14 protein-coding genes are annotated in these 13,099 nt (G+C 31.8%); 7 read left to right on the forward strand and 7 right to left on the reverse strand.

Annotation, left to right across the window (positions count from 1 at the left end; all coding sequences use genetic code 11):
• Positions 1-4: 4 nt before the first annotated feature.
• Genes ABD859_RS01590 through ABD859_RS01600 form a run of 3 tightly spaced genes read left to right on the forward strand, consistent with a single transcriptional unit; the run spans position 5 to position 2,359 of the window.
• A complete protein-coding gene (locus ABD859_RS01590; RefSeq protein WP_345139320.1) occupies positions 5-457 on the forward strand; it encodes a type I restriction enzyme HsdR N-terminal domain-containing protein in 453 nt (150 codons plus the stop codon).
• A 14-nt stretch (positions 458-471) separates the two neighbouring features.
• Positions 472-1,491, forward strand: coding sequence for a glycosyltransferase family 2 protein (locus ABD859_RS01595; protein ID WP_345139323.1), 1,020 nt, complete (start codon positions 472-474; stop codon positions 1,489-1,491).
• 34 nt (positions 1,492-1,525) lie between these two features.
• Positions 1,526-2,359: an OmpA/MotB family protein gene (locus tag ABD859_RS01600; RefSeq protein WP_345139325.1), complete on the forward strand. Its 834-nt coding sequence runs from the start codon at positions 1,526-1,528 to the stop codon at positions 2,357-2,359.
• Between the two features lie 185 nt (positions 2,360-2,544).
• Here ABD859_RS01600 and ABD859_RS01605 read toward each other — a convergent pair whose 3' ends face one another.
• Together ABD859_RS01605 and ABD859_RS01610 are read right to left on the reverse strand one after the other, a co-directional pair.
• Complete coding sequence (locus ABD859_RS01605) at positions 2,545-3,165, reverse strand: L-threonylcarbamoyladenylate synthase (protein ID WP_345139328.1); 621 nt, start codon at positions 3,163-3,165, stop codon at positions 2,545-2,547.
• A gap of 96 nt (positions 3,166-3,261) precedes the next feature.
• Positions 3,262-5,598, reverse strand: coding sequence for an ATP-dependent helicase (locus tag ABD859_RS01610; protein WP_345139331.1), 2,337 nt, complete (start codon positions 5,596-5,598; stop codon positions 3,262-3,264).
• Positions 5,599-5,871: 273 nt separating this feature from the next.
• Here ABD859_RS01610 and ABD859_RS01615 point away from each other — a divergent pair, with 273 nt between their 5' ends.
• Positions 5,872-6,159 (forward strand): hypothetical protein, encoded by a 288-nt coding sequence (locus ABD859_RS01615; protein ID WP_345139334.1) that lies wholly within the window; start codon positions 5,872-5,874, stop codon positions 6,157-6,159.
• Here ABD859_RS01615 and ABD859_RS01620 read toward each other — a convergent pair.
• Together ABD859_RS01620 and ABD859_RS01625 are read right to left on the reverse strand one after the other, a co-directional pair.
• Positions 6,136-6,435: a hypothetical protein gene (locus ABD859_RS01620; RefSeq protein WP_345139337.1), complete on the reverse strand. Its 300-nt coding sequence runs from the start codon at positions 6,433-6,435 to the stop codon at positions 6,136-6,138. The two genes, ABD859_RS01615 and ABD859_RS01620, sit on opposite strands and share 24 nt — an antisense overlap.
• Before the next feature lie 115 nt (positions 6,436-6,550).
• Complete coding sequence (locus tag ABD859_RS01625; RefSeq protein WP_345139340.1) at positions 6,551-7,324, reverse strand: sulfite exporter TauE/SafE family protein; 774 nt, start codon at positions 7,322-7,324, stop codon at positions 6,551-6,553.
• 124 nt (positions 7,325-7,448) lie between these two features.
• Here ABD859_RS01625 and ABD859_RS01630 point away from each other — a divergent pair, with 124 nt between their 5' ends.
• The gene (locus ABD859_RS01630) at positions 7,449-7,970 is read left to right on the forward strand and encodes a DUF7935 family protein (RefSeq protein ID WP_345139343.1); all 522 of its coding nucleotides are present in this window, start codon (positions 7,449-7,451) and stop codon (positions 7,968-7,970) included.
• 56 nt (positions 7,971-8,026) lie between these two features.
• Here ABD859_RS01630 and ABD859_RS01635 read toward each other — a convergent pair whose 3' ends face one another.
• The 3 genes from ABD859_RS01635 to ABD859_RS01645 all read right to left on the reverse strand — a co-directional run bounded on the left by ABD859_RS01635 (position 8,027) and on the right by ABD859_RS01645 (position 11,871).
• Positions 8,027-8,758: a hypothetical protein gene (locus ABD859_RS01635; protein ID WP_345139346.1), complete on the reverse strand. Its 732-nt coding sequence runs from the start codon at positions 8,756-8,758 to the stop codon at positions 8,027-8,029.
• On the reverse strand, positions 8,755-9,663 hold the full coding sequence (locus ABD859_RS01640) for a patatin-like phospholipase family protein (RefSeq protein WP_345139349.1): 909 nt from the start codon (positions 9,661-9,663) through the stop codon (positions 8,755-8,757). The genes ABD859_RS01635 and ABD859_RS01640 overlap by 4 nt, the downstream gene beginning before the upstream one ends.
• A 138-nt stretch (positions 9,664-9,801) precedes the next feature.
• Positions 9,802-11,871, reverse strand: coding sequence for a M1 family metallopeptidase (locus tag ABD859_RS01645; RefSeq protein WP_345139351.1), 2,070 nt, complete (start codon positions 11,869-11,871; stop codon positions 9,802-9,804).
• 94 nt (positions 11,872-11,965) lie between these two features.
• Between ABD859_RS01645 and ABD859_RS01650 the strand changes: the two genes are divergently transcribed.
• On the forward strand, positions 11,966-12,706 hold the full coding sequence (locus tag ABD859_RS01650) for a Dph6-related ATP pyrophosphatase (protein ID WP_345139354.1): 741 nt from the start codon (positions 11,966-11,968) through the stop codon (positions 12,704-12,706).
• Positions 12,706-13,098: a hypothetical protein gene (locus tag ABD859_RS01655; protein ID WP_345139357.1), complete on the forward strand. Its 393-nt coding sequence runs from the start codon at positions 12,706-12,708 to the stop codon at positions 13,096-13,098. The genes ABD859_RS01650 and ABD859_RS01655 overlap by 1 nt, the downstream gene beginning before the upstream one ends.
• Position 13,099: the final 1 nt, after the last annotated feature.

The following is a 13,099-nucleotide window of genomic DNA, read 5'->3' on the forward strand; positions in this document are numbered from 1 at the left end:
CTTTATGTTAAAACTAAACTTTCCCACTTACGCTTTCCGATTCAAAAATAGCGAAAATAAAGTGTCTATTTTTGATGAAATCAGGAAAAAATTTATAATTCTTACCCCCGAAGAATGGGTTCGCCAGCATGTTGTTCATTATTTAATTCATGAAAAAAAATACCCAAAATCACTCATTAATGTAGAGAAAGTTTTAACAGTCAACGGATTAAGAAAAAGGTACGATGTTGTGGTTTTTAATTCTGATGGTTCTATACATATATTAGTAGAGTGCAAAGCTCCGGAAGTTAAAATATCGCAGGCAACTTTTGATCAAATTGCGCGTTATAACATGACAATGCAGGCACGGTTTTTGAATGTTACAAACGGGCTGAATCATTATTATTGCCAGATGGACTTTGAAAATGAAAAATATCAGTTTTTGCAAAGCCTGCCAGATTACCATATTATTAAATAAATTAAAGAATACTTTTGGATAAAATAGCTGTTGTCATTTTAAACTGGAACGGAGTAAAATTGTTAGAGCAATTTTTACCGTCTGTTCTGCAATATTCAGAAGAAGCTTCAATTTATGTTGCCGATAATGCATCGACAGATTCTTCAGTTAATTTTATCAGGGAAAATTATCCTTCGGTAAAAATCATTCAAAATACCGGAAATTACGGCTTTGCAAAAGGCTATAATGATGCATTGCAAAATGTAGATGCTGAGATTTATGCCTTAGTTAATTCTGATATTGAAGTTACTCAAAACTGGCTGAAACCAATTATTGAAACTTTTGATAAAGAGAATCAAACCGCTATAATTCAACCTAAAATTCTAGATTTTAAAAATAAAGAATATTTTGAATACGCTGGTGCTGCCGGTGGTTTTATAGATAAATATGGTTTTCCATATTGCCGAGGACGTATTTTTGATACGATCGAAAAAGACAGTGGCCAGTATAATGACAGCTGTGAATTATTCTGGGCTTCGGGCGCATGTTTCTTTATAAGAAAAAAAGTTTATCATGAATTGGGCGGGTTTGACGAAACATTCTTTGCACATCAGGAAGAAATTGATTTATGCTGGCGTGCTTCAAATGAAGGTCATATTATAAAATACAATCCAGAATCAGTTGTATACCATGTTGGCGGCGCTACATTGCAGCAGGGAAATCCAAAAAAGACATATTTGAATTTTAGAAATTCTCTTTTAATGCTTGTAAAAAACCTTCCGGAAAAAGGTTTGTTCTTTGTAATTTTCTTTAGAATGGTTTTAGATGGAATCGCTGGTATTCGTTTTCTTACACAGGGAAAATTCAAACATACTTTGGCAATTTTAAAAGCACATTTTTCTTTTTATTGTATATCTTTAAAATATCTTAAAGAGCGAAAAGATTTTCAAATACAGCAATACTATACCGTAAAAAGTATCGTTTTCCTGTATTATATAAAGAAAATACAGGTTTTTAAAGAAATCTTTAACAGTAATCAAAATATTAAAAACTAAATTTGTAATCAACGTTTAATTAAATATAATACCTATGAGAAAAATAGTTATCGCACTATCAGTATTAATGGCCTTAACTTCGTGTGTATCGAAAAAGGAATATGCAGCTCTAGAAGCTAAGCAAAAAGAGACACAAGATTTATTAAACTCTTGCACAGTTAAATTAAATTCTTGTCTAGAAGAAAAAGCAGGATTAGCAGCAACAGCTGAAAGCTATAAACAACATAATCAAGACTTAATTAACAGCTCTAAAGATTTAACAGTTTTAACTACAAAAGGTGCTGAAAACCTTGAAAAATCTTTAGAAAGCTTGAAAGAAAAAGATTTAAAAATCTCTAGACTTCAAGATGCACTTACTAAAAAAGACAGTGTAACTTTAGCATTAGTTACAAGTTTAAAAGGTGCTGTTGGAATCAACGATCCAGACATCGAAATCAATGTTGAAAAAGGAGTTGTATTTATCTCTATCGCTGATAAATTATTATTTAAAAGCGGAAGCTACGACGTAAGCGACAAAGCAAAATCTGTTTTGGCTAAAGTTGCTAAAGTTGTAAACGACAAACCTGATTTTGAGTGTATGGTTGAAGGTCATACAGATGATGTACCATACAGAAGCAACGGTGTTTTATTAGACAACTGGGATTTAAGTGTTAAACGTTCTACATCAATTGTTCGTGTATTATCAAATGATTTAGGTGTTAACCCAGCGAAATTAATCGCAGCTGGTAGAAGTTCATATGTTCCTTTAGTAGCAAATGATACTCCAGAAAACAAAGCTCGTAACAGAAGAACTCGTATCGTTGTTATGCCTAAAATTGATCAATTCTACGATATGATCGAAAAAGAAATGAAAAAACAGGCTAAATAATTATAATACCCATATTATATTATACAGAAAAAGCAGGTCAATTGACCTGCTTTTATGTATCCTTAATTTTTTAATAACCAATTAAATATAATCAAGAATAGCATTATTTTTATTAACTAACTAAATTTTAACTATACTAAAGTTAGTTATATTTTTTATAACTTTTATACGATTTAAGTTTTTATTTACAAAATATCAATATCGCCTTTACCTTCTCTCACGATAACTGGCTCATATTCTGATAAATCGATAATAGTAGATCCTACATTATCACCATAACCTCCATCGATTACCATATCAACAAGATTCTGCCATTTTTCAAAAATTAATTCGGGATCTGTTGTATATTCAATTACATCATCTTCGTCTCGAATAGAAGTCGAAACAACAGGATTGCCTAACTGACGTACAATTTCTAATATTATATTGTTATCAGGAACACGAATACCCACTGTCGTTTTCTTTTTAAATTCTTTTGGAAGATTATTATTTCCCGGCAAAATAAAGGTATATGGCCCTGGTAAAGCTCTTTTTAATATTTTAAAAGTCGAAGTGTCGATTTGACGAACATAATCGGATAAGTTGCTTAAATCATGACAAATAAAAGAGAAATTAGCTTTCTCTAATTTTACTCCTTTAATTTTAGCAATTTTCTCTAAAGCTCTTGAATTGGTAATATCACAACCTAAACCGTAAACCGTATCTGTTGGATAAATCACCAAACCCCCATTCTGAAGTACTTTTACCACTTTTGCAATCGCAGCTTCACTAGGTTTATCTGGATATATTTTTATAAATTCAGCCATTGTTTTTTGTTTAAAGTTAAGTTGATTTTTGAGTTAAACCATTACAATTTTTAATTTTCCAGTTTCATATTTAATGGATTAGAAACCAAATTATTCTTAACCAACCACATCTAATTTAGCAAATCGTAACAACAATTTTTTAATACCGCCTACTTCAAATTTGATTTCGGCTTTTCTGTCTGCTCCTACACCTTCCAGATTTATAACTTCTCCTTTTCCAAAACGTTCGTGCATAACAATATTTCCAACAGTAAGTTTATTATCAAACAAATTAGCATTTGAGCCTGCAGGAGCGTTCCCTGAAACTGGTTTTAATTTTCGGATATTTAGATCCGGTTTGGGGTTATTATCTGTGACGTGTTTTGGAGGTGTTCCGCCAACAGGTTTTGACAAACGGAGTTTCGATTTATCTACATCTCCAAAAATATCGCCGTCAATTGGAGATTTGTAACGATAATTGGTTTCAGCCGGAGTCAGATAGTCTAAATATTGTCCGTCAATTTCTTCAATAAAACGAGAAGGTTCGCTGTCTGTTAATTTTCCCCAGCGATAACGTGACTGTGCATAAGTTAAATACGCTTGATGTTCAGCACGTGTTAAGGCTACATAAAATAAACGACGTTCTTCTTCTAACTCACTTCTGGTACTCATACTCATGGCACTCGGAAACAAATCTTCTTCCATTCCCACTACAAAGACGTGAGGAAACTCAAGCCCTTTTGCCAGGTGAATTGTCATCAAAGCAACACGGTCTTCGTCTGTGGTATCTTTATCTAAATCAGTTGCCAGAGCCACATCTTCCATAAATTCAGAAAGTGCACCTCTTGCGCCGTCAATTTCTCTTTGGCCTTCAGTAAAATCTTTAATACCGTTTAAAAGTTCTTCGATATTCTGAATTTTTGCCATTCCCTCTGGAGTAGCATCTTTTTTTAATTCCTGAACCAAACCGGTTTTCTTCGCAACATGATCTGTTATGTAAAACGCATCCTGATTTTGATCTATAACCTGAAAACTCTGAATCATGGTAACAAAATCCTTCAGTTTGTTTTTCGTACCGGCATTTAGTTTCAGATCAATCTTATCGATATTGACCATTACTTCCCAAATGGAACGTTTATAGTGATTAGCGGCAATAGTTAGTTTTTCTATCGTAGTATCGCCAATTCCACGCGCCGGATAATTAATTACACGTATTAAAGCTTCTTCGTCTTTTGGGTTAAGAACCAAACGCAAATAACATAAAACGTCTTTAATTTCTTTACGCTGATAGAACGATAATCCCCCGTAAATTCTATACGGAATATCGCGCTTTCTTAAAGCATCTTCCATAGCACGCGACTGTGCATTAGTACGGTACAAAATTGCAAAAGATCCGTTATGAAGCTGGTTCTGCATTTTTTGTTCAAAAATCGTACTGGCTACAAAACGGCCCTCTTCGGCATCTGTTAAGCTTCGGTGCACTTTTATTCTCGGACCAAACTCATTAGCAGTCCAAACAACCTTATCAAGTTTGGTTTTATTATGTTCCATTACTGTATTGGCGGCTTCTACAATATTTCTTGTAGAACGATAGTTTTGTTCTAAACGAAACATTACTACACCTTCATAATCTTTCTGGAAATTCAAAATATTATTAATGTTCGCACCTCGGAAAGCATAAATACTCTGCGCATCATCACCTACAACACAAATATTCTGAAATCTGTCTGATAAAGCCCTAACGATCAAATACTGAGAGTGATTGGTATCCTGGTACTCATCAACCAAAATATAACGAAAACGATCCTGATATTTAGCTAAAACTTCAGGAAAACGATTTAATAATTCATTGGTTTTCAATAATAAATCATCAAAATCCATTGCACCGGCTTTAAAACAGCGTTCTACATACTGCTGGTAAATTTCACCCAGTCTTGGTCTTTTTGCCATAGCATCAGCTTCAACCAATTCAGGATTATTAAAGTACGCTTTTACAGTAATCAAACTGTTTTTATAACTTGAGATTCTGCCTAAAATTTGTTTAGGTTTATAAATATCACGATCCAGCTGCATTTCTTTTATAATAGAAGAAATTAATCTGGCTGAATCCTGAGAATCGTAAATTGTAAAATTTGAAGGATAACCTAAATGATCGGATTCTGCACGAAGAATACGCGCAAAAATAGAGTGAAAAGTTCCCATCCAAAGATTTTTTGCTTCAGATGCTCCCACAATATCCGAGATTCTATGCTTCATTTCACGCGCTGCTTTATTTGTAAAGGTAAGCGACAAAATATTGAAGGCATCAATTCCCTGAGCCATCAAATAAGCAATTCTAATTGTTAGAACACGGGTTTTCCCCGAACCTGCACCAGCAATAATAATCATTGGCCCGTCTTTCTTTAAAACAGGCGCTCTCTGTGCTTCGTTGAGCTGGTCAATATATTTCTGCATGTAATTTTTCTCCTTTTATGCAAAAATAAGAATTTAAAAAGTAAGTTCCTAAGATACTAAGGTTCTAAGATTCTAAGTTTTTTTTCTTTTTTTTTTAGCTAAATAAAGGCTGCTCTTTACATGGGTTTTCCGCCTTGGGTTATATCTATTCGCCACGTTTCGAAAATAATACCTTAATCAGAGTTATTTTTAAGATAGTGGATTCGTAAAAAAGAAAGAAATTTCTCATCAAACGAATCTATTGTTATATTTGTTACTTAATTATCTAAAAAAATGAAAGTAGAAATAACAGATACTGCTCGAAAAAGTTTTTACCAAATTATAAATCAATACAGCGAATCTAAATCATCTGAATTTTCAAAGAAAACCATATCTATAATAGAAACTATATTGAAAAATAATTATATTGGTTCCAGATACAAAAAAACTCCATTTAGGAAGTTCTTAATATCAAATCTAGTTTATTTGTTTTACAAAGTTGATAAACAAACACTTTACATCATTTTATTTTGGGACAATAAAAGAAATCCAATTGATTTAGAAATTATACTTAGCTCTTAGTTCATTTTTAAAATCTTCAAAATCTATTGTTTTTCCGGCTTTAATATCTTCTTCCCCTCTTTGAAGTTGTTGAATCAAGATCTCTTCAGGGAATAGTAAATTAGTAATCAATTTTACTTCCTGATGAGTAAAAGAATTAGATTTAAGCTTTCTATAAAATGTAGCATGTTTTAAACCAAGTTTTTGCATAAAAAACTCTGTTTTATAAAATGACTTATTAATCAATTCAGGCAAGCTATTGATATAATTCTCATAATTTTGAACAATTTCTATCATTATACGATACTTATAGTATTATTATTTAGCAAATATAATCAAAATAAATGATAAAAAATCCAAAAAATACTTACAAAATAAAACATATTTCATAGCTTAGTATGTCAGAAGCTTATCACCTTTGCTGGAAAAACACATCATAAGCAAAGCGAATCAAAGTTCCTACGACTACAACTAAAAAGAAAATTCTAATAAATCCGTTTCCTTTGCTAATTGCCAATTTTGCCCCAAACCAGCCGCCTAGACCGTTGCATACAGCCATAGGAATTGCAACAGCCCAGATAATTTTTCCTTTAATTAAAAATAAGCAGATCGAACCAAAATTAGTAGCCAGATTTACCATTTTGGCATTTGCCGAAGCCTCAATAAAATCAAATCCAAGAAGTGCAATAAAAGCTACTACAAAAAAACTTCCGGTTCCGGGACCAATAAATCCATCATAAAAACCAACAATTATACTGATTATAACAGCATAGAATATTTGTGTTTTTTCTGAATGATCTTTTGCAACATGCTGTCCGAAATTTTTCTTGGCATAGGTATAAATAAATAATAAAGATAAAATCACTAATAAAAGCGGTTTCATAAAATCACTACTTACCAAAGTTAAAACAGTCGATCCTAAAAATGCTGACGGAACTGCCAGAAACATCATAATTAATAACAGTTTCCATTTAATAATTACTTTTTTCAGATATTGAAGCGAAGCAATGAAAGTGCCAGAAAAAGCAGGAATCTTTAAGGTCCCAATTACAGTCGAAACAGGAAGATTTGGCAGTAAAATTAGTCCCATAGGCGTTTGTATAAGTCCGCCGCCACCTACAATAGCATCAATAAATCCTGCCGCAAAAGCTGCGAAACAAAGAAAAAATATTATATATAGATCCATTAAAAATATATTTCTGTAAGATAAAAAAACAAGTTGCAAAAGTACAGCTTCCGAAGTTATTTATTACGATAATTTAAAATGGATTTCTCACCAAAAAGTATATTTTTGCTAAAAAATTAACCCAATGGATTTTACAAGAATTATAGAATTAGCCAGTTACACTTTACCTGCAATTGTAACCGGATTTGTTGCTTATCGTTTTTTTGAACTGCACATTAAAAATAATGATAAAAAACGTGCTTTTTTATTAAGCAGACAAGCGCATAAAGAATCTCTTCCTATTCGCTTACAAGCGTATGAAAGAATGACTTTGTTCTTAGAACGTATTAATTTGACTAAACTTTTAATTAGAGTTGCACCGATTTCGCCTCTAAAACATGATTATGAAAATTTCTTAATCGATCAAATAGAACAGGAATTTGAGCATAATTTAACGCAGCAGATTTATCTTTCAGAAGAATGCTGGACCATTATTACGACGGCTAAAAATGCAACCATTCAAATGATTCGTAAAACTGCCATGAGTGACAAAATAGAAAATGCAGACAAACTGCGCGAAGCTATATTAAATGATTTATTAGAAAAACAATCACCAAGTAATGCCGCTTTGAGTTTTATTAAAAGCGAAGTTTCTGAACTTTGGTAAAACATATTTAAGGCAGAATTTATTAGAAAGTATTATAATAAATTCTGCCTTTTATTTTACTTCCACCAATTTTGTTTTGGTTTAACCCACCATCCATTTTTTTGATATTTCTCAGAAACACTTAACTCTCCAGCTCCTTTATCAAAATCACAGTTTACATTTGGAACTCTGTAATCAGCCCAGTTACATATTTTTTCTTTTCCTGAAATATTTGATTTCCATGTTCCAACAAATGCGTTGTTAAAGTATTTATCAGAATCAATTTCAATATTATTATATTGTATGAGATCGTTTTTATCTAAATACCAAATTGATTCTAAATTCCCTGAAAATCTTCCTGAACCTTTTTGATTTTTATCTTCAAAAAACTCATAAACTGCTGTTAGCAATCCTTGTTTTTTAATTCCGGCATTTTTATATTCATCATCAACACCAAATCGAAGTTTTTTAAGTTCTTGAATTTTTACTACAGTTATCTTACCAGAAAAATCACAGATGTTTGATTTTACCATAGATTTACCCGTTACTAAATATTCGTTTGTATTATTCTTGCTTCTTTTTACTGAAGTAAACTTAATGAGAATTCTTTCGTAGTTTTCGCCAATTATACCGTAAACCAGATTATTATCTGTTTGAATCCATAAATTTGAAAAATCATATTTTGAATATTTCTGTAATTCATTTTTCTGAATTAATTCATCTTGTTCCAAAATATGTGTTCTGCACAGATTCTGACTCCATGAATTAAAACTAAAAAACAGGCAGACAAATACGATTAGTTTTTTCATATCAGGATTTTATTATCACTCATAACTTCAGACTTATTCTGAGCATATTCGTAACCTTGTTCCCACCATTCTTTCATAACTTCTTTATTAAAAATCAAAGCATTATCTGTTAGTTTAGTCGGAGTGTAATATAAATTTAATTTCACATCTTTACTATTTGCCATAAGTTTTCCTATAGCAATATCATGTTTTTCAACCTGATCTAAGGCAATTCTAAACAAATCAATCATTAATGAAAACGGGTTTTTACCAATTACCATTTTACTGGTATTAACTTCTGTTTCCAAAATAATAACATCAATTTCTGTTGCGCCGCGGTTAATGGCTTCTCTAATAGGAACTAAGCTCGAAAAACCTCCATCGCCATATTCGCAGTTATTTTTGGTCGCAAGACTCATAAAAGGAACGTAATTACTTGAAATCCAAGACCATTCGCAAAACTCTTCATAAGTACAATCTTTTACAGATTTGTATTCTGATTCATTTTTAGTAAAATTGGTAACTGTAATTACTACGTCATTATTCATTTTTTTCAGTTTATTGAAATCAGAAATTGAAAAGTTATTCTGGATGTATTTTCTTAAACCTTTGCTTTCGCCAAATGTTCTTCTTCCTTTAAAAAACTGACGTAGTACATTAAAGTGGTTAATGGTCACAATGTCTATTCCTTCTTTTACTTTAACAACAAACGGACAAATATTAAAAATACTTGCCATTGTAACATTAGTATAAACAGAATGAATTTTTTTGATATGTCCGAGAGCTAAATGCGGAATAAGCAGACTTCCTGTAGAAGTTCCTATAAATAAATCGTACTCGTGTTTTTTTTCTTCAATTAAATATTGTGCAACTCCACCGGCAAACGCGCCTTTACTCCCGCCGCCAGAAATAACTAATGCTCTCATAAATGTTGTAAGTTTTGAGTTATGAGATAAATTTTTTGACCATTTTTCTCATTTCCCGATATTCTATATTATTTAATTAATTATAAACTTTTCTTTAAAATTTGGTTCTCAAAACTCATAATCTGTAACACAAAACCTTTAACTTTTTTCCTGCAATAAACGATTTAACTGAAATTGTTCATCGGGGTTCAAATTAGGCAAAATTCTATTAAATGAAGTACGCATTTCTGAATTTTTCAATAAAATTCTAATAGAGTCTCTTCCAAACTTTGAAAACTGCCACATATGATGTGTTGTAGCGTTTACCAAATTTGTTAAAACTTCGTCGTTTATAAATTTAAATGCGATTAGTTTTTCTAAGGCATTCTGGCGTGTTGTTGCTTCATATTTTGTAGTTGAAAAAGAAATCAGCTCATTTATAAGTCCATCAGGGTCAGAACCATAATCAGGCGTTGATAAGGCAAGAGAAAGCCACAACGTACGCAGATTGTAATCATTAAATCCAATCCATTCTTTTGATTTATCTAAATATTCCTTTCTATGGTCTGGAAAGTTCTTCCACAAGTAAAACAAAGCGATTTCCTGAGTTTCATACGATTTATCATCAAGCAAAGTTTCATACTCCTGTCTGAAATCTTCAGGAATCATAGAAAGTGTTGCCGCCAAAGTCTGTCGAAGCTGCACATTATTCTGATGAAGTGCTTTTAGCAGTAATTCTTTTTTATCTGCATATTTTTCATTTTGCAATTGAGAAATAACAGCTTGTTTTACAGAATAATGAATATCTGAATCTAATGTTTGTTTCAAAAAATCGATTTTTTCATTCAAAGGCGTTTTCTTTAATTTATCGACTTCTAAACGCACTTTTATTGCTTTGTTTTTACTTAAAATAGCGTTTGCTGTCGGCGTATCAAAAGCAGTTGATTCGAGCCAGGTTTTTTGAAACGAAACCAAATCAAAATCAGAAACTTTCTTGATTTCATCGAAAAAATTCTGTGTATTTACATTTTTAAAAGCATATTTCTTTAAATAACTTTTTATGGCTTTTTTAAATGCTTTATCACCAATTGATTCGTGCAGTACAAAAAGTGTCCAAGCTCCTTTTTCATAAAAAGTAAGCGAACTGGCTTTCGCATTTAGAACTGGAATTGCATCGGTTCTCGAAGCAAATTTTATCTGCTGTGCCGTATCATATAATTTGGCATAAAAATAATCATCACCAAAAATTTCTCTTTCGGCCAATAAAGCATAATAAGTAGCAAAACCTTCCTGAAGCCAATGGTGCGTACTGCTTTCAGCTGTAATTAAATCTCCAAACCAATGATGCGCCAATTCATGAGCATCCACATTCGTGTAATTTCTATCAGTAAAAGCAATATCATCCACAACATAACGAGTTGTAAAAAGCGTTGTGGTTGTATTTTCCATTCCGGCATACAGGAAATCACGAACCGGAATCTGCCTGAAAATTTTCCACGGATATTTAACTCCAATTTCTTTTTCCAGAAAATCAAAAATACGTTTCGAATATCGGTAAGTTGGTTCAAAACGCGCAGTGTCTTTGCTTTCTAAATAATATTCTAACGGAATTTTAGATTTAGATACAAAATCCTTTCTGTCGTATTTTCCAACAGAAAGAACCAATAAATAAGAACTCATTGGATTTTCCATTTTATACTGCCAATGGAACTGATTATCTTTTTCGGTTTTATTAACCAAAACACCGTTTGAAACAACCTGATATTCTTTTTTATATGTAATTCCGAGGTTAAAGATCACTTTTTCGTTTACATCATCAAAACTAGGAAACCAGTTGCTGGTGTATCTTCCCTGTCCTTGTGTCCAGATTTGAACGTCGTTATTTTCAATATCAACAAAATATAAAGCTTGTTTGGGTTTTACATTGTAAGTAAACGTTAAATGATGATGGTTGTCTTTTTGAAAATTATTGAAAATTTGTAATTCTTTGGTTGTATTTAAAAAAATGACGTCTTTCCCGTCTACCTGAACGTTTGTAAATTCCATGTTTTTACCGTCAATTTTAATAGTATCAACTGGTTGTAAGACATCAAATTCGTAATCAACAAATCCCGAAATTGTTTTTTGAGAATCATTTATGTTCAATTGTCCGTTAACAGATTTAAAATCAACATATTTGGTTTGCTGCGCAAAAATGAATGTGGTTATAAAGAGGAAAATATATTTCATTGAAAATAAATTAATGGCGAAATTCCAAAGTTACAAAGGTTTGAATAACAAACCGAATGAATTTTGTAAGTTTACGATATAAAAATAATCTATAGTGACTGCAGTCAAAAAAGCCCTATTTAACTGGAGCAGCGGAAAAGATTCTGCTCTTACTTTATACAAAATCTTACAAAATCCGGATTTTAAAATTGAATATCTCCTTACGAGCATAAATCAGCAATATCAGCGAATTTCTATGCATGGAGTTCGTGTCGAATTATTAGAAGCACAATCTGAAAGCATTGGAATTCCTTTAAAAATCATGCAGATTCCAGAAATGCCTACAATGGAAGTTTACGAAAAAGTTATGACTGAAACTTTGACTGAATTAAAAAATGAAGGCATTACACATTCTGTTTTTGGAGATATTTTTCTTGAAGATTTGCGAAAATACCGCGAAGAACAACTTGCAAAGCTTGACTTTAAAGGTGTTTTCCCAATCTGGAAAATTCCGACCAAGGAATTAATTCAGGAATTTATTTCTTTGGGATTTAAAACTATTGTGGTTTGTGTAAATGAACGTTATTTAGATAAAAGCTTTGTAGGAAGAAATATTGATCAGGATTTTATAAACGATCTGCCTGAAAATGTAGACGTTTGCGGTGAAAACGGCGAATTTCACACCTTTACTTTTGACGGACCGATTTTCTCGAAGCCTATTGACTTTGAAATTGGCGAAATTGTTTATCGAAAATACGAAAGTCCTAAACAAGATTCTTCAAATGAAGCGTGCGATACAAGCCAAAACGAAGTATTTGATTATGGATTTTGGTATTGTGATTTAATTAAAAAATAATGATGACATTTTATTTTAGAAAAACGATTCTCTTAGTATTTTTAATACTTGTTAGTTATTCGCTTCAAAGCTGTTGGGTAAGCCGTTGTAAAAGACCGCAAATTACGGGATATATTTATGATTTTGAATCGAATAAACCAATCAATAATTGTAAAGTTGGCGAAACATTCAGCAATACAAACGGTTATTTTGTGCTAAACGAAAAAAGATACCATCAGTTTACTTTATGGGGTTTTGAAGCGCCAATGTTAATGGTTAACGAAAAGATTGAAAAAGAAGATTTCGAACAAAAAAGCATCGAATTTATGAATCCTCACGGCGGAGGTGCAAAAAAAGGTGCTCAGCACAATGTTGATACTATTTATTTGAAAAAAATTGTAATTAAAAACTAAT

This window comes from Flavobacterium ginsengiterrae (genome assembly GCF_039539785.1).
GTDB classification, from domain to species: domain Bacteria; phylum Bacteroidota; class Bacteroidia; order Flavobacteriales; family Flavobacteriaceae; genus Flavobacterium; species Flavobacterium ginsengiterrae.